This window comes from Pseudomonas oleovorans subsp. oleovorans, from assembly GCF_002197815.1.
Taxonomy (GTDB): domain Bacteria; phylum Pseudomonadota; class Gammaproteobacteria; order Pseudomonadales; family Pseudomonadaceae; genus Aquipseudomonas; species Aquipseudomonas oleovorans.
In genome coordinates this window covers 16,910-42,646 of the sequence record NZ_NIUB01000005.1, presented here as the reverse complement: position 1 = coordinate 42,646, position 25,737 = coordinate 16,910, and the positions used below count along the sequence as shown (strand labels likewise).

Below are 25,737 nucleotides of genomic sequence, written 5' to 3'. Positions count from 1 at the left end.
CTCAGCCATTGGTCGCGTTTTCGACCGCCTTGTAGTCGGGGTGTTCCGCCTGCAGCCGTCGCAATCGCGCCAGGCTGTCCTGGCGGTAGAACAAGGACAGCTGCTGGTAGACGTCCGGAAAGGCATCCGCCAGCAGATCCGGTGCGCTGAAGAAGTATTCGCTGGTCACGGCGAAGAATTCCGCCGGATCTTCGGCCGCGTACGGGTCAATGGCGGTTTCCGCCTCGGGATTGGCGTCCAGCTCGGCGTTCAGTGCGTCATAGGCGCTCTGCATGGCCTTGGCCCAGTCCTGCACACGCATGTCGCGGTGCAGCGGCGGCAGGCCATTGGCGCCGCCTTCGAGCATGTCCAGCTTGTGCGCCAGTTCGTGGATCACCAGGTTGTAGCCCTCCCAGCCACCGCTGGCCTCGACACCGGGCCAGGCGAGGATCACCGGGCCTTGCTGCCAGGCTTCGCCGCTGCGTGCGTCGTCCCATTCGTGTTCGATACCGCTGGCGTCGCGGTGGCGCTGTGGGCTCACGAAGTCATCCGGGTAGAGGACGATTTCGTGAAAACCCCGGTACCAGTCCAGATCGCCCAGGTGCAGCAGTGGCAACTGCGCCTGGGCGGCCAGCAGCAGGTGCTCGACCGGGCCGAGCGCCAGCCCTGGTAGGGCAGTCAGGTGCTTGTCATGCAGAAACAGCACGGCGCGCTCGCGCAACTGCTGCTCTTCGCGCTCGTCGAGGCCATCGAGAATCGGCAGGCGTCTGCGTACTTCGGCCCAGTGGGCCGGATCGACAGGGTTGTTTGCGAGGGTGCGACGACGGCGCCAGGCCTTGAAGGACCACATGCATGCGGGCTCATTGAGAAGACCCGGCCACCATAAGGGTGCCAGGCGCTCGCCACAAGTCGGCATAAAGGCTGCAAAGCCTCTTGCAGCTTCGCTGCAGCAGGAGGGCTGAGCATGGCGCTGCAACTGCTGGAACACCCGGGCATCACGCTGGCGTCCGGCACCGGACTGGACTTGCCGCACCAGGCCGCGCGGGCTCGGGCGATGTGGCTGGCCGGTCGCCAGCAGCGTCCGCCGTTGCTGCTGGTCGTGTTGCTTTGGGCGCGCCACTGCCCCGATGTGGTGCAAAGCCTGGAGCGTCATCTGGACGCCCTGTTCGCCGATTTTCGCTGTACGCCTGAGGGCTGGAGTGAAACCCAGGCGGCGCGCCAGGTACTGGCCGCACTGAATCTCCAGTTGTTTCGCCGGCTGCAGGCCGGGCAGGGCGTCGCCGACTTACATGCCGGTGTGCTGCTGATGCAGGGCGATGAGTTGCAGTTTCTGCAGGCGGGCAGTGTCGGCCTGGCGCGTGCGCACAAAGGTGTCTTGCAGATTCTGGCAGGTCGTGAGGGGCAGGCTCTCGGCGTCCAGGCAGAGCTGGCGCTGGTTCAGCACAATCTGTTGCCCAGCCGTGGCGAGCATCTGCTACTGGCGCCGCAACCGCTGCTCGATGTGAGTGATCTGCAAGGGCTATGTATCCAGGCGCAGGATGGCTTGTGCGAGCGGTTGCAGCCGTTGTTGCAGGCCCCCGGCGCTGCAGTGCTGCTCGGCGTGGGGGAAACCCAGTGCCTGACGCCGGCGCGGTCCGCTGCGCCGCGCCTGGCGCTGGCGCAGATGGCCTGCGGCCAGCAGCTCGATGGTTGGACGCTGTTGCGTCAATGTCCTTATGGGCCGCCTGGGCGTTTGTATGTCGGGCGTGACGAGTCCGGACGGGAAGCCGTGCTCTGGTTCGCCGAGGAAGATGCAGGCGAAGCCTTCTGGCAGCGTGAGTGGGCGTTGCGGCGCAGTCCGCAGCAGGCGTTGCCGCAGGTGTTGTCGCCGCATCAGGCGCGCAGTCACGCGTATCTGGTCCTGGCCAAGCCGCCCCGCGGCATGCGCAATCTGTTCGATTGGGTGGCCGCCCATGGTGCGCCGGATACACAGACGCTGATGGGGGTGGTGACGCAACTGATCGCAGCCGTGCGTTCGTTGCAGCGCCGTGGCATGCAGGGGCTTTGGCTAAACCCCAGGCAGATTCTGCTCGGTGATGACGGGAGGGTGCTGTTTCTGCCTGGCGCAGCTGCGATCCTGCCCGGTGTAGCGCGTCAGCCTGTGCCTGAGCAGGCTGTGCCGCTGGCGCCGGAACTGCGCAGCGGCCGTGCACTGGATGGTCGTGCCGATCAGTTCGCCCTGGCGGCGCTGATGTACTGGCTGATGTCGGGGCAATGGCCGGAAGCGGCGCGCAGCGACGTCAAGCCTGGACACTGCTACGTGCCTCTGGCGACCTTTACCGTGCATGTGCCGCAAGGCTGGGATGGCGTGCTGGCCCGCGCCCTGGCGCCGCAGCCACAGGCACGTTTCGAGGCGCTATCGGAATTTCAGCTGGCATTGCAGCAGCCCTTGCAGGCGCGTCGCAGTCAGGCGCTAAGGCGGGCACCCTTGCAGATGGCACGCCTGGCTGTGTTGGGTCTGGGCACGCTGTCGTTGCTGTTGGGGCTGCTGCTCAGTCTTGGTGGCTGACGGGCAGCCGCTGCGCCTGCGAGGCGATCAATCGGAGTTGATCGGCAGTACGTAGTTCTTGAACTGTTCGTCCTCGACGAAGCCGATGGACTCGTAGACCTTCTGCGCCACCTCGTTGTCGCGGCTGGTGGCCACGCGCATGCGCACGGCGTTGGTTTCCTTGGCCATGTGCTTGGCGGTGTGCAGCAGGCGGTCGGCAACCAGTTGGCGGCGAGCATCCTCGGCGACGTAGATGTCGTTGAGAATCCACACGCGCTTGAGCGAAAGCGAGGAGAAGCTGGGGTAGAGCTGGCAGAAGCCGAGCAGCTTGTCTTCATCGTCGGCCAGGGCCAGGTAGATCACCGACTCCTTGCGGCGCAGGCGCTTCTCGAGGAACTTGCGTGACGACTCGGGGTAGGGCAGCTCGTTATAGAACTCGCGGTATTTGACGAACAGCGGGGTCAACAGGTCCAGGTGCTCCAGGGTGGCTTGGACGATGCGCATGGTGGGCCTCGGCTTCTCTCTGTAGTGGGGCAGGAGTGGCGATGCAGCTGTTGTGCCAGCGGGTCAGTCGATGCTGCCTCAAAGCCAGTTGAATGCGCAATCCAAGCAAGCGTTTGATTTTCTGGCTGTGGAGCAACTTGGTATTGGTGCATCTGTCTGAACTGGGCGCAGCAGTCGCCTGGCGGGTGCTGTGCTAACCTGCCGCCATCGCTTTAAGCCCTATGCGTAGGGCGTGTTCAGAGGTCATCAATGCACATCCATATTCTCGGCATCTGCGGCACTTTCATGGGGTCGCTGGCTGTTCTGGCCAAAGAGCTCGGCCATCGCGTCACTGGCTCCGATGCCAACGTTTACCCGCCCATGAGCACTCAGTTGGAAGCCCAGGGCATCGAGCTGATGCAGGGCTTTGATCCGGCGCACCTGCAGCCGGCGCCGGATCTGGTGGTGGTGGGCAATGCCATGAGCCGTGGCAACCCGGCGGTGGAATATGTGCTGAATAAGGGGTTGCCCTACGTTTCCGGCCCGCAGTGGCTGGCCGATCACGTGCTGCAGGGGCGCTGGGTGTTGGCGGTCGCTGGTACCCACGGCAAGACCAGCAGTTCCAGCATGCTGGCCTGGGTGCTGGAACATGCCGGCATGAGCCCGGGCTTTCTGATCGGCGGCGTGCCGCAGAATTTCGGTATTTCCGCGCGCCTGGGCGGCACGCCGTTCTTCGTGGTCGAGGCCGACGAGTACGACAGCGCCTTCTTCGACAAGCGCAGCAAGTTCGTCCACTACCGCCCGCGTACAGCGATTCTGAATAACCTGGAGTTCGATCACGCGGACATCTTCCCGGATCTTGCGGCCATCGAGCGGCAGTTTCATCACCTGGTACGCATCATCCCCAGCGAAGGTCTGGTCATTCATCCGGCTAGCGAAACCGCGCTGGCGCGAGTGATCGAGATGGGGTGCTGGACTCCGGTGCAGACCACCGGTGAAGGTGGCCAGTGGCAGGCGCGCCTGCTCAGCGCCGATGGCTCGCGCTTCGAGGTGAGTTTCGACGGCAAGGTCGAGGGCACGGTGCAATGGAACCTGACCGGCCAGCACAACGTCGCCAATGCCCTGGCCGTGCTCGCTGCGGCGCGCCATGTCGGCGTGGTGCCAGCGCTGGGCATCGAGGCGCTGGGCCAGTTCATCAACGCCAAGCGGCGCATGGAGAAGGTCGCCGAGGTGGCGGGTGTGACCGTCTTCGACGACTTCGCCCACCACCCGACTGCCATTGCCACCACCCTGGATGGCTTGCGCAAGCGTGTCGGCGACGATACCCAGGTGATCGCGGTGATCGAGCCACGCTCCAACTCGATGAAGCTCGGCGCCCATCGCGACGGTCTGGCCGAGTCCGCTGCACAGGCCGATGCGGTGTTCTGGTACGCACCGCCCAATCTTGGCTGGGACCTGGCCGCCACCGTGGCGCAGGCGCGCAACCCGACGCGCGTGTGCGACTCGCTGGAGTCGATCATCGATGGCGTGAAGGCCCTGGCGCGCCCCGGCACCCAGGTGGTGATCATGAGCAACGGCGGCTTCGGCGGCCTGCATGGCAAGCTGGCCAAGGCTCTGGACTGAAACGCATACCCCAGCGGTAGGGCGGGTGAAACCCGCCACATATCAAGAACCGGCGGGTTGCACCCGCCCTACGGAGCATCCATGAGCGGCCCTGAGAGAATAACCCTGGCGATGACTGGCGCCTCAGGCGCGCAATACGGCCTGCGCCTGCTCGATTGTCTGGTGCAGGAGGATCGCGAGGTGCACTTCCTGATCTCCAAGGCTGCGCAGTTGGTGATGGCTACCGAGACCGACGTGGCGTTGCCGGCCAAGCCGCAATCCATGGCCCAGTTCCTCACCGAGTACACCGGCGCGGCGCCGGGGCAGATCCGCGTTTACGGCAAGGAAGACTGGATGGCCCCGGCTGCCTCCGGCTCCGGCGCGCCGACGGCCATGGTGGTGGTGCCGTGCAGCACCGGCACCCTGTCGGCCATTGCCAGCGGCGCCTGCAACAATCTGATCGAACGCGCCGCCGATGTGGCATTAAAGGAACGCCGCCAATTGATCCTGGTGCCGCGCGAGGCGCCGTATTCGAGCATCCACCTGGAAAACATGCTCAAGCTGTCGAATCTGGGCGTGACCATCCTGCCGGCATCGCCCGGCTTCTATCATCAGCCACAGACGCTGGATGATCTGGTGGACTTCGTGGTCGCGCGCATCCTCAATTGCCTGAATATCCCCCAGGACATGTTGCCGCGCTGGGGCGAGCATCATTTGGTGTCGGATGACTAGCAGCGTGCGCCTGCTCTTATGCGCCGTGGCGCTGCTGAGCCTGAGCGGTTGCGCCACCGTGCGTACGCTGGATGCGGCCAAGCCCGGTGCCCCTGTGGTTTATGCAGGGACGCGGCTGGACTGGTATGCGATCAATGGCGGCTGCTGCCCGCTGGATCGTTTCGGCGCCGAGGCACCGCGTTACGCGGGGCTGGATCTGCCGGCCAGTGCGCTGCTCGACACCCTGCTGTTGCCGTTTTCGCTGGCTACGGCGCTGGGTGTGAGCCTGGGTGTCAGCGGCGGGTTGTAGCCCGATGCAATCCGGGAAAGGCGTTGGTGCGCGCGGCCCGGGCTACCGGATTGACGTTGGTGGCGTCGTTCAGCAGGTTTCCGTTTCCACTTCCTGGCACACGTCGATCCACTCGGCACCGACCAGTTCGGCCATGCGCTGCGGGGCGATGCGCACCGCGCTGTGGGTGGCGCCGGCCGCTGGCAGCACTTCATCGAAAGCCAGCAACGAGCGGTCGCAGTAGACGCTCAGGGGCGTGGCCAGGCCGAATGGGCAAACGCCGCCGACCGGATGGCTGGTCAGTTCGACCACTGTTTGCGCATCGAGCATGCGTGCCTTGGTGCCAAAGCATTCCTTCATCTTGCGATTGTCGATGCGCGCATCGCCACGGGCGACGATCAACACGTCACGCTCGGCGATGCGGAAGACCAAGGTTTTGGCGATCTGCCCTGGCGCCACGCCATGCGCTTCGGCAGCCAGCGCCACGGTGGCGGTGCTGGTCTGCAGCTCGATGATCGTGATGTCGGGCGCCTTGGCGGCAAAGAAGGCGCGGACAGAGGCCAGGCTCATGAAACGGTCCCCCAGGGCTGTCGAGGTGGGCACGGCACGACGGCCAGTCTCTCGCTGGCCAAGCGCAGCCCCCTTCCTGGGGTGCTGGTGTGGTCGTGACTACGGCGAAAAAACAAGCGACCATGCTCGCGCTGCATGGCCGACACGTCAATGCTGAGATAGCCTCAGTTTGCCAGCCGATGGGCTGCTTTTGCTATCTCATCGAGCCCGTAGCGACCTTTTTCGTCTCGCGTCACCCGGCCCATGGCCACGTCGGGGTCGTGGGTGAATACCAAACGGCCGCCGCGGGCGACCAGGTCGGCCAGCAGCGCCTCCTTCTCCTCGATCAGGCCTTCAGGGAAACGGTCGTAACCCATGGTGATCGGCAGGTGCACCCAGGGCGCGCCAGGGATCAGGTCGCCGGGAAACACCACCGGCCCGCCCGGCATGGCCACTTCCGGCAACAACTGGCCCGGTGTGTGGCCATCGCTCCAGTGCAGGCGCCAATCGGGGCCGAGCAGTGCGCAACTGTCGGTTTCATCGATCAGATGCAGGCGTCCGCTGGCCTCCAGCAGAGCCAGCAACTCCGGGATATAGGAGGCCTTGTCGCGGGCGTGTGGCGTGCAGGCGCGCTGCCATTGGCGTCGACCGGTGACGAAGCGCGCGTTGGGAAACAGCAGGCGTGCCGGCTCGCCATCCTGCCAGGCGGCGAGCAGGCCGCCGGCGTGGTCGAAATGCAGGTGGGTGAGCACGACGATATCGATATCGGCATCGCTCAGGCCGAGTTTCGCCAGTTCATCGAGCAGGACGTGATGTGCTTCCTGCACGCCGAAGCGCTGTTTCAGCTCGGGGCTGAAGAAGGCGCCGATGCCGGTTTCCACCAGGATATTGCGCGCGTCTTCCTGCACCAGCAGGGCGCGGCAGCCGAGGTCGATGCGGTTCAGTTCGTCGGCCGGCATCCAGCGTTGCCAAAGGGCTTTGGGTGCGTTGCCGAACATGGCGCCGCCATCGAGTTTCTGGCTGTTGCCGGTCAGGGTGGTCAGGGTTCGCATGACGGTATCTCTTGTTCTTGAAGGCGGCTGTGCTCGATCTTGTATTGTCGCCGAGCCTTGCCGGGGGAAAAGCGCCGGCGCCGGTGAATAAAAAGCGCGGCGCCGAAGCAGCCGCGCAACACGCTCAAACCTGTAGGGCGGGTGCAACCCGCCGGCTCGACGGTGGCGGGTTGCACCCGCCCTACGTTTAGAACTGCTCGGCAGCCAGACTATAAAGCGGCTGGCTACCCCCCCGAATGCTCGCTTCCAGGCTCAGGGTACGCGGTAGCAGGCGGGCGAAGAAGAACTCGGCGGTGGCGAGCTTGCCGCCGTAGAAGGCTTCATTCTCTGTCTGCTTGTTCTGCGCCACCGCGGCCATGCGCGCCCACATGTAGGCGTAGGCGACGTAGCCGAACAGGTGCAGGTACTCCACCGAGGCGGCGCCGACCGAGTTGGGATCAACCTTGGCCTGCTCCAGCAGCCAGCCGCTGACCGCTTCCAGGCGTTCCAGCGCTTCTATCAGGCGATCACCGAAGGGCGATTCATGGGCATGGGCGAAGTCGCGCACCTCGCCGGCGAACAGGCGCAGCGCGGCGCCGCCGTTGGCCACCACCTTGCGCCCGAGCAGGTCGAGTGCCTGGATGCCGTTGGTGCCCTCGTAGATCTGCGCGATGCGCACGTCGCGCACCAGTTGCTCCTGGCCCCATTCGCGGATGTAGCCGTGGCCGCCGAATACCTGCTGGCCGTGCACGCAGCTTTCCAGCCCGGTGTCGGTGAAGAAGGCCTTGGCCACCGGGGTGAGCAGGGCGACCAGTGCTTCGGCGTTCTGCCGTTCCTCGGCATCCTCGGCGTACTTGGCCAGATCGAGCTGCTGGCCAACGTAGCAGGCGAAGGCACGACCGCCCTCGTTCAGCGCCTTCATGGTCAGCAGCATGCGGCGTACGTCGGCATGGACGATGATCGGGTCGGCGATCTTGTCCTTCGCCACCGGACCGGTGGCGGCGCGGCTCTGGATACGTTCGCGGGCATAGGCCACCGCCGACTGGTAGGAGGCCTCGGCGCAGCCGATGCCCTGGATGCCGATGGACAGGCGCTCGTAGTTCATCATGGTGAACATCGCCGCCAGGCCCTTGTTGACCTCACCGATCAGGTAGCCGGTGGCACCGTCGAAATTCATCACGCAGGTGGCCGAGGCCTTGATGCCCATCTTGTGCTCGATGGAGCCGCAGCTTACGGCGTTGCGCGCGCCCAGGCTGCCGTCGGCATTGACCATCACCTTGGGCACCAGGAACAGCGAGATGCCCTTCGGCCCAGCCGGTGCGTCCGGCAGCTTGGCCAGCACCAGGTGGATGATGTTCTCGGTCAGATCCTGCTCGCCGCCGGTGATGAAGATCTTGCTGCCGGTAACCTTGTAGCTGCCGTCGGCCTGCGGCTCGGCGCGGGTGCGGATAATGCCCAGGTCGGTGCCGGCATGGGCCTCGGTCAGGCACATGGAGCCGGCCCAGCGGCCTTCGTACATCGGCGGTAGATAGGTGCTCTTCAACTCCTCGCTGGCGTGGGCGTCGATGGCCAGGCAAGCGCCGGAGCTCAGCGCCGAATACAGGGCGAAGCTGGAGCCGGCGGCGTAGAGCATTTCCTCGAAGGCCACGGCGAGCATCTTGGGCATACCCATGCCGCCATAATTTGGATTGCCGGACAGACCGACCCAACCGCCCTCGGTGTAGGTGGCGTAGGCCTCGCGGAAACCGGTCGGGGTGCGCACGTCGCCATCGACCCACTGCGCGCCTTCCTCGTCGCCGCTGCGGTTTAGCGGGGCGATCAGCGTACCGGTGACCTTGGCCGCCTCTTCGAGAATGGCGTCGGCGGTGTCGGCATCGACGGTTTCGGCCAGGGCCGGCAGGCGTGCCCACAGGCTGGGCGCCTGGAAGACTTCATGGAGGACGAAGCGCATATCGCGCAGCGGGGCGTTGAATTCGGGCATGGTGCAACCTCGACAGCAGAGGCGCCGCGAGCAGGCGCGGCGCACGTGGAGCGAAAAGCGTCAGTCGGTCTCGGCCGGCTCGCGCGGTTTGTCCTTGACGCTGGTGAATTTAAGCAGATGGGTACGTTCGATCAGAATGTACAGCGCCGCGCCTGCGGCCAGGCCCCAGCCCGCGCCGTAGACCGCGAGCACCACACCCATAGTGCCGGCGATGCCGCGCTCGGTGTTGTTGTTCAGTTGCTCGAAGCCGACCATCAGGCAGATATAGCCGGTGAGGATCAGCGTCAGCGACAGGGCGATCGGCAGCACCGGCTGGAAGAAGCTGACCAGCGGCAGCATGAACAGCGCGGCGAAGCCGGTGATCCAGAAGGTGCCGGCGCCGCTGTAAATTGAGTCCATCGCCTTGCGCCCGTACTTGTAACGCTCGGCCATGGTCGCCGCCACCGCCGTCCACAGCGGGCCAGCCAGGCCCGGGTAGGGCGCGAAGAAGGCGTGCAGGGCGTTGCGGATGGCGGTCACCAAATGAATGCGGTCGACGTTGTTTTCGATCACCTCGTCGGTGCGCAGCTCATCGGCGCGCTGCATCAGCGACTGGCCGACGATGATGTCGCCGAAGGCGATCACGTAAGCGATCACCGCGGTTGGTACGGCCAGCATGAATACGTCCAGGCTGGGGAAGCCGACGTTGAACGGCAGGTAGTTCCACATCTCGCCGAAGGCCGGCGCGGTGATGCCCCACTTCACGTCCGGCATCTTGTACTCGCCCACGGCGATGCCGATGAAGATGGCGATCAGCATGCCCGGCACCATGCCGTAGTTGACGATCTTGCGGGCGAAGGGCACGCGCTCGGTCAGGCCTTTGAACGACACCGAGAACATCAGATACAGGCAGATCAGACTGCCCAGCACCAGGGAGATCGGCGTGTTGGCCAGACGGCCGCCCGCGCTGATTTCGCCCATCAGCGCGGCGATGCCGGCACCGATGATGATGCCGCCCTTCATCGAGTTGGGGATCAGTCGCACCAGGACACTGCCCAGGCGGGTGACGCCGAGGAAGAGGAAGATCACGAACACCAGAAACTGCAGGGCGAACAGCGCCTGAATGGCCGCAGGGCCCGGTTCGTAGTTGCCGAGAAACAGCAGCACCACGGGAATGCCGGGGGTGATCCAGCCCGGCACCAGCGGCACGCCGAGCAGCGCCGGCAGCATGAAGCCGATGCCGCACACCACTACATAGGCCAGGGCCACGTCATAGGGCAGGCCGAGGTATTTCTCCAGCAACGGGATCATCGCCAGGCTGACCACGAACATGATCAGCGCCTGCAGCATCTCGGCGGTTTCCCAGCGGTAATGCACGAAGGGCAGGCGCACCTTGAACGGGCCGAATGGCCAGTAAGGTTGTTCGTCGCCGTCACGGCGCTTGTAAATTTGCATGAAGGTTCTCCGTCGGCCGCCAGGGCCGGTTCTTGTTGTTGTGCAAACGGTTCATTCACCCCTCTCCCACCGGGAGAGGGGGTGGGGGTGAGGGCCGCTTCTACAGCGCCTTGGCCATATCGCGCAGGACGAACTTCTGGATCTTGCCGGTGCTGGTCTTGGGCAGCTGGGTGAAGACCACGGTCTTGGGTACCTTGAAGCCCGCCAGGTGCTCGCGGCAGAAGCTCATGATCTCGCTGTCGCTGGCCTGCTGGCCGGTCTTCAGGGTGATGAAGGCGCAGGGCGTCTCGCCCCATTTCTCGTCCGGGCGGGCGACCACGGCCGCCTCCAGCACCGCCGGGTGGCGATAAAGCACGCCTTCGATCTCGATGGTGGAGATGTTCTCGCCGCCGGAGATGATGATGTCCTTGAGGCGGTCGCGGATTTCCACGTAGCCATCGGCGTGGCACACGCCCAGGTCGCCGGTGTGGAACCAGCCGCCCTCGAAGGCCTCGGCGGTGGCGCTGGGGTTCTTCAGGTAGCCCTTCATCACCGTGTTGCCGCGCATGAAGATCTCGCCGATGGTCTGGCCGTCACGCGGCACCGGCTCGAGGGTTTTCGGGTCGGCGACCATCACCCCTTCCAGGGTCGGGTAGCGCACGCCCTGGCGCGCCTTGATGGTGGCGCGTTCTTCCAGCGGCAGTTCGTCCCATTCGGCGTGCCAGGCGCACAGGGTCACCGGGCCGTAGACCTCGGTAAGGCCGTAGACGTGGGTCACGGCGATGCCCATTTCCTCCACTGCGCCGATCACCTTGGCCGGTGGCGCAGCGCCGGCGACCATGGCCTTGACCGGGTGATCGATGGCCGCCTTGGCCTCGGCCGGCATGTTTACCAGCGCATTGAGCACGATGGGCGCGCCGCACAGGTGAGTGACCTGCTCGTCGCGGATCAGAGTGAGGATCTTCGCCGGGTCGACGCGGCGCAGGAATACGTGTACGCCAGCCAGGGCGGTGATCGTCCAGGGGTAGCACCAGCCGTTGCAGTGGAACATCGGCAGGGTCCATAGGTAGACCGGGTGGTTGCCCATGGCCCAGGTCATCTGGTTGCCCAGGGCGTTGAGGAAGGCGCCGCGGTGGTGATAGACCACGCCCTTGGGGTTGCCGGTGGTGCCGGAGGTGTAGTTGAGGCTGATGGCCTGCCACTCGTCCGTCGGCCACTGCCAGGCGAATTCGGGATCGCCTTCGGCGAGGAAGGCCTCGTAGTCCAGATCGCTGACCGCCTGGCCTTCGCCGTACTCGGGGTCGTCGACGTCGATCACCAGCGGCGGATGGTCGAGCATGCCGATGGCGGCGTGAATCACGTCGAAGAACTCGCGGTCGGCGATCACCACCTTGGCTTCGCCGTGCTGCAGCATGAAAGAGATGGCTTCGGCATCCAGGCGCACGTTGAGGGTGTTGAGCACCGCGCCGATCATCGGCACGCCGAAATGCACTTCGAGCATCGCCGGAATGTTCGGCAGCATCACCGCCACCGTGTCGCCCTGGCCGATGCCACGACCGGCCAACGCCGAGGCCAGGCGCCGACAGCGCGCGTAGGTCTCGGCCCAGTTGCGACGAATCGAGCCATGCACCACGGCCGGGTAGTGCGGGTAGACCGCCGCGGTACGCTCGATGAAGCTCAGGGGGCTGAGGGCAACGTGGTTGACGGCGGCGCGGCCGAGGCCCTGCTCGTAGATCGACATGGCGGATACACCTTTGGCTGATTGTTAGCTCTGGTTATTCCGGTAATGATGCAGGCATTACCGAAGCTTACTGGCGGTAATTTATAGGTCATTTCTATTTAGTATGGAAGTTGTACCAAGGTTTTATAGAATAATTACTATATGAATCTTTCGAGTGATCAGGCGGCCGTGCCGCTGCAGGCCTGGCTGCGTATCCAGCGCGAAGCGCCATCCCTCAACGAGCGGGCGGCGGCTTTGCGCCGTGCCATGCTGGGCTGCCCACAGGTGCGCCAGGCCTGGTACCTGACCTGGCAGCCGGCCAGCCGCACCTATGCCCAGGACGACGGTGGCCCGCGCCTGCCGCCGGGCCAGGGCGATCCGCTGGCCGCCAGCGATCAGGCCCTGTTCGAGGCGCTGACGACGCAGCCCTGCCTTAGCCTGGAAGTAGTGCGTCAACTGCCCTGCTGGTTGGCCGGGCGACTGCGCCGCGCTGCGATTCATCACGGTCAGGCGCTGGCGCTGAGTCTGGAGGAGGGCGGTGCCGGTCTGTTGTTGCTGCAGGTGGACGAAGATGCCGGCCTGGAGTGGTTGCCCTGGCTGCGCGAGTTGCTGGCGCAACTTGTCGGTTTGGCTGGTGGTATGAGTCGCAGTGCGCCGTTGCTATCGGCCGACCCACAGCCGGCGTTGCTGCTCGATGCGCGCGCACGGCCGCTGGAGTTCAACCAGGCTTTGCAAGAACTGCTCGGCGAGCGTCCGCTGGCCCGGGTCGGTGAACTGCTGCCGGTCAATCATCTGCCGCTGGTGCGCGCCTGCTTGCAGCAGTCGCGCGCCATCGAGGCGGTGGAGGCTCAGGACGGCGAGCGCATCCTGATCTGGAGCTTCATTCCTGATGTGGCAGAGCAGCGGGTGTTGGCACGCTGTCGCGAAGCGACCCAGGAGATTCGCGAGCAGCGCGAAGCGGCGCGGGCACGGCGGCTGTACCGGCTGATCACCGAGAACACCACCGATCTGATTTCCCGGCATACCCCGGACGGCGTGTTCCTCGACGCCACGCCTGCAAGCTGGACGTTGCTCGGCTACTGGCCGGAAGAGTTGCGCGGCATGGCGGTGGACGGCTTGCTGCATCCGCAGGACCAACTGCAGCAGGCCAAGCAAGCGCGCGAGGCGCTGGAGCAGGACGGTTATCACACTATGACCTACCGCATCCGCCACCGCGACGGGCACTACCTGTGGTTCGAGACCGCCAGTCGCGCCATTCGCGAAACCTACACCGGCGCGGTGGTCGAGGTGGTCAGCGTCTCGCGCGACATCACCGCGCGCATCCAGGCCGAGGACAACAAGCGCCGCCTGGAGGACGAGCTGGCGCACACCACGCGGCTGATCACCCTGGGCGAGCTGGCCTCGGGCATCGCCCACGAGATCAACCAGCCGCTGGCGGCGGTGGTCAACTACGCCAGCGCCAGCCAGCGCTACCTGCAGGGCGTCGGCGGCGATCCTGCCGTTGTGGACAAGGTGGCTCAAGGCCTGGCGCGCATCACCGAACACGCCAACCACGCCTCGGCAGTGATCAGGCGCCTGCGCGCATTCCTGCGCAAGGGCCAGCGGCGTATGCAGGCGCTCAATCTGGCCGAGGTGGCGCGCGAGGCCGTGCGCCTGTGCAACTGGGAGGCGGGCGCGGCACAGGTAGCGGTCAGCGACGCCTTGCCGGACAATCTGCCGCCGGTATTCGCCGACCGCGTACTGCTCGAACAGGTGCTGCTGAATCTGCTGCGCAACGCCATCGAGGCCAACCGCGACCGGCATCCGGGCAGCGCATCGCAGATTCGTCTGGAGGCCGGCGAGCGCGACGGCAGCCTGGCGATCCGGGTGATCGACCAGGGGCCGGGTGTCAGCGAGGAGCAACTGGGCAAACTGTTCACGCCCTTTTACACCAGCAAGGCGGACGGCCTGGGGCTTGGCCTGTCCATGAGCCGCAGCATCGTCGAAGGTTTTGGTGGGTCGCTGGAGGCATTGCCGGCCGAGGGCGGCGGGCTGTGCCTGGAGTGCCGCTTGCCGCTGGGCAGAGAGGATTAGGTTGATCTGTAGGAGCCGGCTTGCCGGCGATCAGGACTCGTGGCGCGACGCGAATCGGCGGACTGTTCGCTGGCGCTCCTGAGTCCGCCCTACGAGCGGCCAAGTCACTGATAACAACAAGAGGAGCAGCACAGGGATGCAACAACTGGTTTACGTGGTCGATGACGACCAGGGCATGCTCGACTCGACCCTCTGGCTGCTGGAGTCGGTAGGCCTCAAGGGCGTGCCGTTCACCAGCGGTCGTGCCTTTCTCGACGCCTGCGACCCCAGCGCCAATGCCTGCGTGCTGCTCGATGTGCGTATGCCGGGCATGGGCGGGCTCAATGTGCAGGAGGAGATGCGCGCACGGAGTATCGACCTACCGATAATTTTCGTCAGCGGTCACGCCGACGTGCCCATCGTCGTGCGCGCGTTCAAGGCTGGCGCGGTGGATTTCATCGAGAAGCCCTACAACGAGCAACTGCTGCTCGACAGTGTGCAGCAGGCGCTGGAGCGCCGTCCGGCCCGCCCGCGGCGCGATGCGCGTCTGGCTGAGGTGCAGGCACGGCTCGATCAGCTCACCCCGCGTGAGCGCGACGTGCTGCTGCCGTTGGTGCGCGGCTACACCAATCGCGAAGTGGCCGAGCAGCTCGATATCAGCGTTAAGACCGTTGACCTGTATCGCTCGCGGGTGATGAAGCGCATGCAGGCCGAGACACTGCCGGAACTGGTAGGCATGGCCATCGCCGCCGGGCTGGTCGATCCGCTGGCGCTGCGTTCCGGCGCGGTAAGCTGCTAAGTCAGTCGGCCCAACCTCGATAGACGTGGGTCATCGGCCGTGGCCCTTTGAGGTAGCCGGTTTCCAGTTGGCGGATATGAAAACCGCCGGCCTCGATCAGTGCGGGTATGTCGCGATCCAGATGGCAGCCGCCGGCCAGCGGTTTCCACAGCGGCGTCAGGCGTTTCTGCCAGCGCACCACAGGCAGATCCGGCGCCAGGCCGTGTTCGCAGAACAACAGACGACCACCGGCTTTCAGCACCCGGCGCATTTCCCTGAGTGCGGCCAGCGCATCGGGGATGGTGCAGAGGGTGAAGGTGCAGACGATATCGTCGAAGCTGGCGTCCTCAGCCTGAATCTGCCCCAGCTCCAGGGCAATCATTTCCACCGGCACCTGGCAGCGCGCGGCGCGTTCACGGGCCAGGCGCTGCATGTCGGCGGACGGGTCGACGCCAACGACCACCGCGACCCGTTGCGGGTCGTAGAAACTCAGGTTAAGGCCACTGCCGATGCCGACCTCCAGTACTCGGCCCTGCGCCAGCGGCACGATCTGCGAGCGGGCTTTCATGACCGCACCCATACCGCAGGCGAAATCGATCAGATACGGCAGCACGTGGCGGTCATAGAGGCCCATGGTTCAGGCTTCGTCTTGCTCGTCGTCGCGGTCATCGTTGTCGCCGCGATAGGCAGCGAAGCACTTGAGGCTGTGGCTGACTTCACTGCCCTCGATCAGCCAGCTGTCGTCCGCTTCGCTGTAACGCGCGGCCTGCACCGAAGCCAGGGAAAACTTCCACAGGCGGCGTTCACGGCCGTCGATGCAATGTACTTGCAGCAGGGGTTTGGCGGCGCTGTCGCTGCCAGCCGTGCCGGCGCTGATCTGCGCCAGCAATTCGGTGTCGAGGTCGAACTGCCAGGCGTACAGACCGTCGATCTCCAGCATGTCGGCGTCTTGCAGGGCCTCGATCAGGCTTGTGGGTTTCATCGTTTCATCCACGGTATCAGCGCCCCAGCCGGCGCAGGTCGGAAGACTCTATCACGCGCACGCCGTCTCCCTCTTCCAGGGCCAGGCGCCACAGGGCGCGGGCCAGGACGCAGGCGTCGATGCCGCGGTACTTGCCCGGCAGCCAGCGCAGCAACGGGGCGGCGAGGCGCTCGCCGAGACGAAACTCATGGCGCGCGCCGAGCAGCAGCGACGGGCGGGCGATGGTCAGTTGCGGCCAGTCCATGGCTTTCAGCGCCTCTTCGGTCTCGCCTTTGATGCGGTTGTAGAACACCTTTGAGCCGGGGTCGGCACCGAGGGCGCTGATCACCACCAGATGCCGTGCGCCCAGCTCGCGAGCGCGACGAGCGAAGGCCAGTACCAGGTCATGATCGACGGCACGGAAGGCTTCCTGCGAGCCGGCCTGCTTAATGGTGCTGCCCAGGCAGCAGAAAGCGGTATCGACCTGGCCGGACAATTGCGGCAGCAGCGCTTGCAAGTCGCCCACCGGGTTTTCCAAGTGCGGGTGGGCGGCCAGGGGGCGGCGGGTAGGCGCCAGCACGCGGGCGACCGTCGGCTCGCTGAGCAGGCGGTCGAGCAGGTGTTCACCGGTAAGCCCGGTGGCGCCAGCGAGAAGGATGTGCTGTGGGGTCAGGTACATGCGGTTGTCTCTTGTCCGTTACAGTTCAGCTTAGTCCTTTGCCGGACCGCTGGCCACGGCACCGAGCGCGCGCTCGGCCTGGCTTTGGCGTAGTTCGCGCCAGTGCTGGAGTACGCCGCGGGGCGCCCAGATCTGCGGTTCGGAAGGTTCGAAGCCGTCGCTCTGCTCACGCTCGGCGACGCGTTCCTTGGTCAGCTCGAAGGCCCGCTCGAGGTTGTCGGTTTCGCCCAGCGCCTCGGCGAACAGGGCGCGACCGAAGTAGGTGAAGTCGTTCTCTTCACTGCAACCGAAGGACACCCGGTCGGCACGTGCGGCGGTCATCACCAGGGTCTTTTCGTCTTTCAGCGGCGGGATGAAACCGCCGGAATAGCAGGCGGAGATCACCACCACCTTGTTGCGTTGCTTGAGTGGAGCGAGCAGGGCAGCCAGCTCGCTGGCGGGCAGGTCGGCCAGTTGCAGGCGCGGCTGGTCGAGATTGAGCTCGTGACGGCGCGAGCCGTGGCTGGTCAGATAGATGAAGATCAGGTCTTCTTCGCCACTGCGTGCGGCCAGTGCCTGCACCACGCGGGTGAGATTCACGCGGGTGGCCAGTGGGCGGTCGGCGAGGTGGTCGCGATGGTTGATCAGGCTGATGCTGCCATGGGCGCCGAAGCGCTCGCGCATCAGCCGGCTGACGTAGTCGGCTTCGCGCATGAATACGCTCTGCTTGCCGTCGCCGGCCAGGGTCAGTACATACAGCTCGCGCGCCGGTGTCGATTCTGGAATCGCGGCGATGGCTTCATCGAGCAGGTGCCCTTGTTGCAGCAGGCCCAGCTCGAGGCTGTCGGGCAGCACCTGACCCTGTGCGTCACGGACCAGGCGGCCGCTTTGCCAGGTGCCGGACTGACGGCTGCCGTCGGCCAGAGTCAGGGTGCCCTCGCCACTGTATTCTCCGCCGGAGAAATGGCCGCGGTAGGCGCTGCCGTCGGGCAAGGTGAGCAGGCCTTCGCCCTCGTACTGCCAGTCGGCGAATTCGCCGAGGTAGCGGGTGCCGGCGCCATCGGTATATTCGCCGGGGCCCTGCATCACGCCTTCTACGAATTCGCCGGCCCAGGTCTCGCCGCCAGCGCTCTGGTAGCGACCTTTGCCATGAAACTCGTCGTTCTTGAAACCGCCGCTGTAGTTGTCGCCATCGGCATTCTGGTAGCTGCCCTGGCCGCTGAGCAGACCCTGGGCGAACACGCCGCTGAACTGGTTGCCGTAGGCGTCGATGCGCACGCCCTGGCCCTCTGGCTGTCCCTTGACGAACTGGCCCTGGAAGCTGCTGCCGTCGGCCATCTCCAGTTTGCCCAGACCGTGGAAGCGGTCGTTGAGAAATTCGCCCTGGTAACGCTGGCCGCCCTGTTCGAGCAGGCCGACGCCGCTGAAGCGATTGCGTTCGAAGCCGCCTTCGTAGCGGCTACCGTCGCTGTAGGTGAGGGTGCCCTGGCCGTGGAACATGCCTTCGTGGAACTCGCCCAGATAGTGCTCGCCACCGGGGCCTTGCCATTCACCGCTACCTTCCAGCATGCCGTCCTTGAACTGGCCGACGAACCAGCTGCCATTTCGGTAGTCCAGACGCCCGGGGCCTTGCAGTAGGCCATCGACGATCTCGCCACGATACTGGCCGCCGTCGGGCAGGGTGGCATTGGCCGGCAGTAGCGGACGCGCTTCGTCGCAACCGGCGATCAGCAGGGACAAGCAAACAGGCAGCAGGCGCAGGGCAAGGGAATTCATGGCGGACGTCCAGGTCGGTGCTTTGCTCGGCAGTATGCCGCAAGCCCGCAGGCTTGCGCTGTCGCATCGCACGCTTTGCTGACGCGAGAAGATTCCCGTTCCGGCCGCGAGGGCCGGAAACGGGAGCAGGCGGGGATCAAACGAAGCAGAGGGTCAGCGGCTCGGCGATGTAGGCCGGTTTTTCCTGGCCTTCGATTTCCAGCACGGCGCGCGCCTTGAGCAGCCACTGGCCGGGGTTCTTCTCGGTGGCATCGGTCAGGGTGACCACCAGGCGCACCTTGGAGTTGACCTTGACCGGCTGGATGAAGCGCACACTGTCGAGGCCGTAGTTCACTGCCATCTTCAGGCCCTGCGGCATGATCATGATGTTTTCCATCAGCATCGGCACCAGCGACAGCGAGAGGAAACCGTGGGCGATGGTGGTGCCGAAGGGGGTGAGCTTGGCCTTTTCCGGGTCGACGTGGATGAACTGGTGGTCGCCGGTGCACTCGGCGAACTGGTTGATGCGCTGCTGGTCGATGGTCAGCCACTCGGACTTGCCGAGTTCCTTGCCAACATAGTCCTTGAGCTCTGCTACGGGTACGAACGGCATAGTTCCTCCTTGAGGACGCGTGTGTTGTTTTTGTTTGCGTGAAACCGTTGCGGCCTAGATCATCATGGGGGCGGCATCGGGTCAAGCCTGCCTTGGCGTGATGAATGAAGCGGCATAGGCCAGCCTGGCGAAGCAATACAGAGGCCTGCGCGCCTATAATGGCCAACATGCCTCAATAGATGCCCGGAATCCCCTCTCGCGAGCGGAAACGGCCATCGCTCGTTTTCTGGAGACCTCAAACATGCTGCTTCGCGGTCTTTCCTGGCTGGTGCTGTGCCAGTTGCTGGGTACTGTTCTCAACGTCCTGCTGTTACCGATGTTGCCAGGGCCGATCATCGGCATGCTGCTGTTGTTCGTCTTTCTCATGCTGCGCGGCGAGGTGGGCGAGCCGCTGAGCGTTGCGTCCAGCAGCCTGCTCAAATACCTGCCGCTGATTCTGGTGCCGCCTGCCGTGGGTGTGATGGCCTATGCCAGCGATATCGCCGCCGATTTCTGGGCCGTGGTCGGCGCGCTGGTGCTGTCGCTGCTGGTATCGCTGGCCTTCGCCGGCTGGTTGATGCAGAAACTGATCGAGCGCCAGCAGCGCCGGGAGGACGTATGAGTCCCGATTGGCAGGGCGCCTGGCAGGCGCTGACCCATCACCCGCTGTTCGGCATCGGCATCACCCTGGGCGCCTATCAGTTGGCCATGGCCGCCTACGAGCGCACCCGCTGGGTGTTCCTGCAGCCGGTGTTGGTATCGATGCTCACGGTGATCGGCATCCTGCTGCTGTGCGGCCTGAGTTTCGCCGAATACCGCAACAGCGTCGCGGCGCTGACTCTGCTACTCGGCCCGGCCACCGTGGCTCTGGCCGTGCCGCTGTACCTCAACCTGCGGCGGATTCGCCAGCTGTTCTGGCCGATCATCCTGACCTTGCTGATTGCCGGCACCTTCGCCACCGTGCTCGGCGCGGGGCTGGCCTGGCTGTTCGGCGCCGAGCGCATCATGCTGATGAGCATGGCGCCGAAGTCGGTGACCTCGCCGATCGCCATGCTGGTGGCTGATCAGATCGGCGGTATCGCGGCGCTGGCGGCGGTGTTCGTGATGATCACCGGGGTTATCGGCGCTATCGCCGGGCCGTCCATTCTGCGTCTGTGCAGGGTTCATCATCCGGCGGCGCAGGGCATGGCGCTGGGCATCACCGCGCATGCCGTGGGTACGGCGCGAGCGCTGCAGGAGAGCGATGAGTGCGGTGCCTTCGCGGCATTGGCGATGAGTCTGATGGGGGTGATTACCGCGGTGCTGTTGCCTCTGGCGATTGTCCTGTTGCTGTGAGAGCCTGCCCCGATGATCACTGATGCCCTGGTACCCCCTGCATTGATAACAGGCTGTTAAACCATGACTCTGCCGCTGTTCCCGCTCAATACCGTACTGTTTCCCGGTTGCGTACTCGACCTGCAGATATTCGAGGCGCGCTACCTGGACATGATCAGCCGCTGCATGAAACAGGGCAGTGGTTTCGGTGTGGTGTGCATCGTCGAGGGCGCTGAAGTGGGCGAAGCTGCCAGTAGTTTTGCCGCGATTGGCTGCGAGGCCTTGGTGCGCGACTTTCAGCAGCGTACCAACGGCTTGCTGGGGATTCGCGTCGAAGGTGGGCGGCGTTTTCGTGTCGAGCGTGCCCAGGTTCTGCCGGATCAGCTGACCGTCGCCGAGGTGCAGTGGCTTGAGGAACAGCCAGACAGCCCACTGCAGGCCGAACATGCCGATCTGGCCGCGCTGCTCTCGGCACTGGCCCAGCATCCGTTGGTGGAAGGGCTGGGCATGGCCGGCTTGCCCAGCGGCCAACTCCAGCTGGCCAACCAGCTGGCCTATCTGTTGCCGCTGGAGCCGGGGCAGAAGCTGCAACTGCTGCAACTGGAAGACCCGGAACTGCGCCTGAGCCAGTTGCAGGCCATGGTGGAGCACCTGCAGGGCGATGACTCATAGGGGGGGCGCCGTGCGCCTCTCGATGCGTGAGTGCCCGGCGACGCTCCAGGCTTCAATAGCTGTAGCGTAACTGAGTCGCCGACAGCTCCCAGGCGACCATGGCGCCAAACAGCGCTGCGCAGGCCGGAATCACCAGCCACCATACCTTCGCCGGCAACGGCTGCATCGGCGCTGCGCGCTGAATCAGGGCCAGGCTGAGCGCACAACTGGTCGCCGCCACCAGGGCACCAGCGATGATGTCGCTGGGCCAGTGCACCCCCAGGTACACCCGCGACAGGGCGATGGTCAGGGCTGGCAGGCTCGCCACCAGCAGCCAGGTCAGGCGTGTGCGCGCCGCGCTGCCACGACCGGCCAGCACACCTAGGGCCAGGAAGAAGGCGAATGCCGCAGAGCTGTGTCCGCTCGGCAGGCTGTAGCTTTCCAGCGGCTGCAGCAGGACATCCGGGCGTGAACGGGCCAGTAGGTTCTTCAGCACCGTGGTTGCGGTGGAGGCGAGCAGCAGGGCGCCAGCGACGAACAGTCCGGCCTGCCACCGACGTGCGGCGAACAGCAGCGCCACCAGCAGGACGCCGGCGGCGAACTGGATATGGAGGTCTCCGAAGCGCGTGATGAACACCGCGATGGGATCGAAGGCGGCGCTGCGCTCGTCCTGCGCCAGCGTCATCAGGCCCTGGTCGAGGCTGTCCAGCCACGGGAAGCCGATTAGCATGGCGGCCAGGGCGATGGCGCCGAGCAGTGCGGCCAGGCTGGCGGCCCAGCGCCGTTCACGCAGGCTGGCCTGCATGATCAGCAGCAACATCACCGCCAGGGCTGCGCTGACGATGCCGGCCGCACCCCAGAAACCTTCTGGTAGCGGCAGGCGCAAGGCGGCGCCGGTGGCCCAGCCGGGCAGCATGTAGGCCACTGCCCAGCCGGCGGCAGCCAGCAGGCTGACCAGGGCGAAGCGCACGGCCGGCATGTCCAGCATACCGGCGACCAATGGCAGCATCGGCCGCAGCGGGCCGATGTAGCGGCCGACCAGCAGGCTGATCACGCCATAGCGCTGGAAGTAGTTCTCTGCGCCGGTCAACCATTCGGGATGGTCACGCAGCACCGGCAGGCGCCGGATGCCCTGGTGGAAACGGCGACCCAAGGTGTAGGAAATCGCATCACCGAGCAGGCCGCCGGTATAGGCGAGCAGCAGTGTCTGCCACAGCTCCAGGGCGCCATTGCCGGCCAACACGGCGAGGGTGAACAGCACCACGGTGCCAGGGATGACGATGCCGGCCACTGCCAGGCACTCCAGACAGGCGACTAGGAAAATGGCCAATGCCAGCCAGTGCGGGCTGCCTTGCAGCCAGGTGGTCATGCTGTCGAACCATTGCATCATGGTCGGGCAGGCTCCAGCGTGTGTAGTTGATAGTCGTGTCCTTCGACCTGTCCACGGCGCAAAGGGTTGCGCGTGCAGTGGCGGGCATAGCGGGCGTCGACGAAGCGGTAAGGCAGGTCCTCGTCACGGCCCTTGGGAATGCCCAGTCGCGCACACTGGATGATCGAGTGCGGTCGTTCGCCGACATCCTCGACGAATAGTCGTTGCAGGTCGAAGCGGCGTGCGTCCCAATCCGGCACTTTCAGACCAAGCGCTTTGCACAGCAGGGTCTGTCCGGCGCACAAGCGCTCGGGGGTGCGCGGCTGGCTCTGGCTGCCTGGGTTGTTGCGTTGCATCGCGGCCAGAGCATCGGCGCCGCTGATGGCATCGAGCCACGGATGCGCCGACTTGATCAGCACCGCGTTGCCCGGCCCCTGGGCGCTGAAGTTCAGCGAGTCGCCACCGCGCGCATAGTACATATAGATGTGCCCGCCGTCGGCGAACAGCGCCTTGCGTTTGTCGGTGTAGCCGAGCGACGCATGGCTGCCCTTGTCGACCAGGTAATAGGCCTCGGTCTCGATGATCCGGGCGCTCAGCCATAGCCCGGCGACGCGATGGCGAACCACCTTGCCGAGCAGCTCACGGGCGAGCAACTGAGCGTCGCGGTCGAAGAAGCTATCCGGCAATGGCCTGGCGCCGGGCCAGGGCAGGTTTGAGGACGGTGTGGCGGGCATGATCTATGTGCAGGGCTCGAAGTGGGCTGATCCGGGCGGCGAGCATAGCAACAAGCACCTTAAAATTGCCTGAATGGGTCTGTATCGGGTTTGGCTGGCCGGGGTGGCGTATTCGGCCTGTCGTTGCCGCGCTTCAGGTCGGCATCCTGTACCGCTTGCCAGACGCCGCTGGGCGCAGCCTCGCGAGCCGGCTATAATCAGCCCCTTTTTCCAACTGCCAGACCTCCGCCGCCATGACCGAGTCCATGCACGACTACATGACCCGCCTGGGCCGGGCCGCCCGCCAGGCATCAAAGGTGCTCGCCCGTGCCAGCACCACGCAGAAAAATCGCGCGCTGCAGGCTGCTGCCAATGCCCTCGACGCCGCGCGCGCCGAGCTGACTGCCGCCAATGAGCTGGACCTGGCCGCTGCTCGCGCCAGCGGCCTGGAGCCGGCCATGGTCGACCGCCTGGCGCTGACGCCGAAGGTGATCGACAGCATGATCGAAGGCCTGCGCCAGGTGGCGACCCTGCCTGATCCGATTGGCGAGATTCAGGGCATGCGCTACCTGCCGTCCGGTATTCAGGTGGGCAAGATGCGCGTGCCGCTGGGCGTGATCGGCATCATCTACGAGTCGCGACCGAACGTGACCATCGATGCCGCCAGCCTGTGCCTGAAGTCTGGTAACGCCACCATCCTGCGTGGTGGTTCCGAAGCGATTCATTCCAACCAGGCGATTGCCCGCTGCATTCAGCAGGGGCTGGCCGAGGCCGATTTGCCGGCGGCTGCCGTGCAGGTGGTGGAAACCACTGATCGCGCTGCGGTGGGCGAGCTGATCGCCATGCCGAAGTTCGTCGATGTGATCGTGCCGCGCGGTGGCAAGGGGCTGATCGAGCGTATCAGCCGCGACGCCAAGGTGCCGGTGATCAAGCACCTGGACGGCGTTTGCCACGTTTATATCGATATCGCTGCCGACCTCGACAAGGCCATTCGCGTTGCCGACAACGCCAAGACCCAGCGCTATTCGCCGTGCAACGCCATGGAAACCCTGCTGGTGCACCAGGCCATCGCCGCGCGTGTGCTGCCGCCGTTGGCCGCCATCTACCGTGACAAGGGCGTAGAGCTGCGTGGCGATGCCGCGACCCGCGAACTGCTCGGCAGCGATGTGCTGGAAGCGAGCGAAGACGACTGGTTTGCCGAATACAACGCGCCGATTCTGGCGATTCGCATTGTCGACTCGCTGGATGCGGCCATCGAGCACATCAATCATTACGGCTCGCAGCACACCGACTCGATCATCACCGAGAACTTCAGCGATGCGCGGCGTTTCCTCACCGAGGTGGATTCTTCCTCGGTGATGGTCAACGCCTCGACCCGCTTCGCCGATGGTTTCGAGTACGGCCTGGGCGCGGAGATCGGCATTTCCACCGACAAGCTGCACGCCCGTGGCCCGGTCGGCCTAGAAGGGCTGACCAGCGAGAAGTACGTGGTCTTCGGTGACGGACACATTCGCACATAAATGAAACGAATCGGCGCCCGACGCATCGGCCTGCTCGGCGGTACCTTCAACCCGGTGCACATCGGGCATCTGCGTGCCGCACTGGAAGTGGCCGAGTTCATGGCGCTGGACCAGCTGCGGCTGATTCCCAGCGCCAGGCCGCCGCATCGCGACACGCCGCAGGCAACAGCCGAGCAGCGCTTGGCCATGGTTCAGCTGGCGGTGGTCGGCGAGCCGCTGCTGACGGTCGATGACCGCGAGCTGCGCCGCGACAAACCGTCTTATACGGTGGACACGCTGGAGTCGCTGCGTGCCGAGCTGGCAGCGGACGATCAGTTGTTTCTGCTGCTCGGCTGGGACGCTTTCTGCGGCTTGCCGAGTTGGCATCGCTGGCAGGAACTGCTCGAGCATTGCCACCTGTTGGTGCTGCAACGGCCGGATGCCGACAGCGAAGCGCCGGAGGCGCTGCGCGATCTGCTGGCCGCGCGCAGTGTCAGCGACCCGCTGAGCCTGCAGGGTGCAGGCGGGCAAATCAGTTTCATCTGGCAGACTCCGCTGGCGATTTCCGCCACGCAGATTCGCCACTTACTGGCAACCGACCGCTCGGCGCGATATCTGCTGCCGGATGCGGTACTGGCCTATATCCAGGCGCACGATCTGTACCGTGCGCCCAATGCTTGAAACGCCGCGCATGTGCGCCGGCGTCCATTACACGAGGCAAATGAGTCATTTATGAGCAAGCAGAACATGCCCAGCGACGAGCTGGTCAAGATCGCCGTGGCGGCGCTGGAAGAGATCAAGGCGACCGACATCACGGTGATCGACGTCAAGGACAAGACCAGCATCACCGATTTCATGGTGATCGCCAGCGGTAGCTCCAGTCGTCAGGTCAAGTCGCTGGTGGAAAACGTGCTGGAAAAGGTCAAGGAGCAGGGTGTGCGCCCGATTGGTAGCGAAGGTCTGGACAGCGGCGAATGGGCCCTGCTCGACCTGGGCGACATCGTCGTGCACGTGATGCTGCCGACCGCGCGTCAGTTCTACGACCTCGAGCGCTTGTGGCAGGGCGCCGAGCAGAGCCGCGCGCAACATTCGGCCGAGTAAGCGTAAACC

The 25,737-nt window shown here is 65.1% G+C and carries 26 protein-coding genes; 12 read left to right on the top strand and 14 right to left on the bottom strand.

Annotated elements, in window-relative coordinates; genetic code table 11:
- Position 1 precedes the first annotated feature (1 nt).
- Entirely contained in the window at positions 2–829 is an 828-nt protein-coding gene (locus PSOLE_RS04025) for a M90 family metallopeptidase (RefSeq protein WP_074856931.1), read from the bottom strand.
- A 114-nt stretch (positions 830–943) separates the two neighbouring features.
- Between PSOLE_RS04025 and PSOLE_RS04020 the strand changes: the two genes are divergently transcribed.
- Positions 944–2,527, top strand: coding sequence for a serine/threonine-protein kinase (locus tag PSOLE_RS04020; RefSeq protein WP_074856928.1), 1,584 nt, complete (start codon positions 944–946; stop codon positions 2,525–2,527).
- A 27-nt stretch (positions 2,528–2,554) separates the two neighbouring features.
- On the opposite strand, the gene PSOLE_RS04015 is transcribed toward PSOLE_RS04020, so the two are convergent.
- Positions 2,555–3,010: a GNAT family N-acetyltransferase gene (locus PSOLE_RS04015; protein WP_074856925.1), complete on the bottom strand. Its 456-nt coding sequence runs from the start codon at positions 3,008–3,010 to the stop codon at positions 2,555–2,557.
- Between the two features lie 249 nt (positions 3,011–3,259).
- Here PSOLE_RS04015 and mpl point away from each other — a divergent pair, with 249 nt between their 5' ends.
- From mpl to PSOLE_RS04000, 3 genes are all read left to right on the top strand, one after another.
- Positions 3,260–4,612, top strand: coding sequence for a UDP-N-acetylmuramate:L-alanyl-gamma-D-glutamyl-meso-diaminopimelate ligase (gene mpl / locus PSOLE_RS04010; RefSeq protein ID WP_074856922.1), 1,353 nt, complete (start codon positions 3,260–3,262; stop codon positions 4,610–4,612).
- An 81-nt stretch (positions 4,613–4,693) separates the two neighbouring features.
- Positions 4,694–5,323 (top strand): flavin prenyltransferase UbiX, encoded by a 630-nt coding sequence (ubiX, locus tag PSOLE_RS04005; protein ID WP_021489517.1) that lies wholly within the window; start codon positions 4,694–4,696, stop codon positions 5,321–5,323.
- Complete coding sequence (locus PSOLE_RS04000; protein ID WP_003463065.1) at positions 5,316–5,612, top strand: YceK/YidQ family lipoprotein; 297 nt, start codon at positions 5,316–5,318, stop codon at positions 5,610–5,612. The genes ubiX and PSOLE_RS04000 overlap by 8 nt, the downstream gene beginning before the upstream one ends.
- A gap of 69 nt (positions 5,613–5,681) precedes the next feature.
- On the opposite strand, the gene PSOLE_RS03995 is transcribed toward PSOLE_RS04000, so the two are convergent.
- The 5 genes from PSOLE_RS03995 to PSOLE_RS03975 form a co-directional block, all read right to left on the bottom strand.
- On the bottom strand, positions 5,682–6,161 hold the full coding sequence (locus PSOLE_RS03995) for a YbaK/EbsC family protein (RefSeq protein WP_074856919.1): 480 nt from the start codon (positions 6,159–6,161) through the stop codon (positions 5,682–5,684).
- A 164-nt stretch (positions 6,162–6,325) separates the two neighbouring features.
- A complete protein-coding gene (locus PSOLE_RS03990; RefSeq protein WP_074856915.1) occupies positions 6,326–7,192 on the bottom strand; it encodes an MBL fold metallo-hydrolase in 867 nt (288 codons plus the stop codon).
- A gap of 187 nt (positions 7,193–7,379) precedes the next feature.
- Positions 7,380–9,152 carry an acyl-CoA dehydrogenase C-terminal domain-containing protein gene (locus PSOLE_RS03985; protein WP_074856913.1) on the bottom strand — a complete coding sequence of 591 codons (1,773 nt, stop codon included), beginning with the start codon at positions 9,150–9,152 and terminating at the stop codon, positions 7,380–7,382.
- Positions 9,153–9,212: 60 nt separating this feature from the next.
- Complete coding sequence (locus PSOLE_RS03980; RefSeq protein WP_074856911.1) at positions 9,213–10,586, bottom strand: solute carrier family 23 protein; 1,374 nt, start codon at positions 10,584–10,586, stop codon at positions 9,213–9,215.
- 100 nt (positions 10,587–10,686) lie between these two features.
- The gene (locus PSOLE_RS03975; RefSeq protein WP_074856908.1) at positions 10,687–12,306 is read right to left on the bottom strand and encodes an acyl-CoA synthetase; all 1,620 of its coding nucleotides are present in this window, start codon (positions 12,304–12,306) and stop codon (positions 10,687–10,689) included.
- 141 nt (positions 12,307–12,447) lie between these two features.
- Between PSOLE_RS03975 and PSOLE_RS03970 the strand changes: the two genes are divergently transcribed.
- Together PSOLE_RS03970 and PSOLE_RS03965 are read left to right on the top strand one after the other, a co-directional pair.
- A complete protein-coding gene (locus tag PSOLE_RS03970) occupies positions 12,448–14,358 on the top strand; it encodes a sensor histidine kinase (protein WP_083393718.1) in 1,911 nt (636 codons plus the stop codon).
- Between the two features lie 136 nt (positions 14,359–14,494).
- Complete coding sequence (locus PSOLE_RS03965; RefSeq protein WP_074856905.1) at positions 14,495–15,136, top strand: response regulator transcription factor; 642 nt, start codon at positions 14,495–14,497, stop codon at positions 15,134–15,136.
- Between the two features lies 1 nt (position 15,137).
- Here PSOLE_RS03965 and PSOLE_RS03960 read toward each other — a convergent pair whose 3' ends face one another.
- The 5 genes from PSOLE_RS03960 to PSOLE_RS03940 form a co-directional block, all read right to left on the bottom strand.
- Positions 15,138–15,749, bottom strand: a complete 612-nt coding sequence (locus tag PSOLE_RS03960) for a class I SAM-dependent methyltransferase (protein ID WP_074856902.1) — start codon at positions 15,747–15,749, stop codon at positions 15,138–15,140.
- A gap of 3 nt (positions 15,750–15,752) precedes the next feature.
- The gene (locus PSOLE_RS03955; RefSeq protein WP_074856899.1) at positions 15,753–16,097 is read right to left on the bottom strand and encodes a DUF5629 family protein; all 345 of its coding nucleotides are present in this window, start codon (positions 16,095–16,097) and stop codon (positions 15,753–15,755) included.
- Between the two features lie 16 nt (positions 16,098–16,113).
- Positions 16,114–16,755, bottom strand: coding sequence for an oxidoreductase (locus PSOLE_RS03950; RefSeq protein WP_074856896.1), 642 nt, complete (start codon positions 16,753–16,755; stop codon positions 16,114–16,116).
- 30 nt (positions 16,756–16,785) lie between these two features.
- Positions 16,786–18,510, bottom strand: coding sequence for a C13 family peptidase (locus PSOLE_RS03945; RefSeq protein ID WP_074856893.1), 1,725 nt, complete (start codon positions 18,508–18,510; stop codon positions 16,786–16,788).
- A 136-nt stretch (positions 18,511–18,646) separates the two neighbouring features.
- On the bottom strand, positions 18,647–19,102 hold the full coding sequence (locus PSOLE_RS03940) for a MaoC family dehydratase (RefSeq protein WP_003463040.1): 456 nt from the start codon (positions 19,100–19,102) through the stop codon (positions 18,647–18,649).
- Positions 19,103–19,343: 241 nt separating this feature from the next.
- On the opposite strand from PSOLE_RS03940, the gene PSOLE_RS03935 reads away from it, so the two are divergent.
- The 3 genes from PSOLE_RS03935 to PSOLE_RS03925 all read left to right on the top strand — a co-directional run bounded on the left by PSOLE_RS03935 (position 19,344) and on the right by PSOLE_RS03925 (position 21,067).
- The gene (locus PSOLE_RS03935) at positions 19,344–19,703 is read left to right on the top strand and encodes a CidA/LrgA family protein (RefSeq protein ID WP_003463039.1); all 360 of its coding nucleotides are present in this window, start codon (positions 19,344–19,346) and stop codon (positions 19,701–19,703) included.
- Entirely contained in the window at positions 19,700–20,416 is a 717-nt protein-coding gene (locus tag PSOLE_RS03930; protein WP_003463038.1) for an LrgB family protein, read from the top strand. The genes PSOLE_RS03935 and PSOLE_RS03930 overlap by 4 nt, the downstream gene beginning before the upstream one ends.
- Before the next feature lie 63 nt (positions 20,417–20,479).
- Complete coding sequence (locus PSOLE_RS03925; RefSeq protein WP_003463035.1) at positions 20,480–21,067, top strand: LON peptidase substrate-binding domain-containing protein; 588 nt, start codon at positions 20,480–20,482, stop codon at positions 21,065–21,067.
- Positions 21,068–21,119: 52 nt separating this feature from the next.
- Here PSOLE_RS03925 and PSOLE_RS03920 read toward each other — a convergent pair whose 3' ends face one another.
- Both PSOLE_RS03920 and PSOLE_RS03915 read right to left on the bottom strand, forming a co-directional pair.
- Entirely contained in the window at positions 21,120–22,436 is a 1,317-nt protein-coding gene (locus PSOLE_RS03920; protein WP_074856890.1) for a bifunctional DedA family/phosphatase PAP2 family protein, read from the bottom strand.
- Positions 22,433–23,149 carry a DNA-3-methyladenine glycosylase gene (locus tag PSOLE_RS03915; RefSeq protein WP_074856887.1) on the bottom strand — a complete coding sequence of 239 codons (717 nt, stop codon included), beginning with the start codon at positions 23,147–23,149 and terminating at the stop codon, positions 22,433–22,435. The genes PSOLE_RS03920 and PSOLE_RS03915 overlap by 4 nt, the downstream gene beginning before the upstream one ends.
- 233 nt (positions 23,150–23,382) lie before the next feature.
- Between PSOLE_RS03915 and PSOLE_RS03910 the strand changes: the two genes are divergently transcribed.
- From PSOLE_RS03910 to rsfS, 3 genes are all read left to right on the top strand, one after another.
- On the top strand, positions 23,383–24,648 hold the full coding sequence (locus PSOLE_RS03910) for a glutamate-5-semialdehyde dehydrogenase (protein WP_074856884.1): 1,266 nt from the start codon (positions 23,383–23,385) through the stop codon (positions 24,646–24,648).
- Positions 24,649–25,308, top strand: coding sequence for a nicotinate-nucleotide adenylyltransferase (gene nadD, locus PSOLE_RS03905; RefSeq protein ID WP_074856881.1), 660 nt, complete (start codon positions 24,649–24,651; stop codon positions 25,306–25,308).
- A 66-nt stretch (positions 25,309–25,374) separates the two neighbouring features.
- Positions 25,375–25,728, top strand: a complete 354-nt coding sequence (rsfS, locus tag PSOLE_RS03900) for a ribosome silencing factor (RefSeq protein ID WP_026042034.1) — start codon at positions 25,375–25,377, stop codon at positions 25,726–25,728.
- The last annotated feature ends 9 nt before the right edge of the window (positions 25,729–25,737 follow it).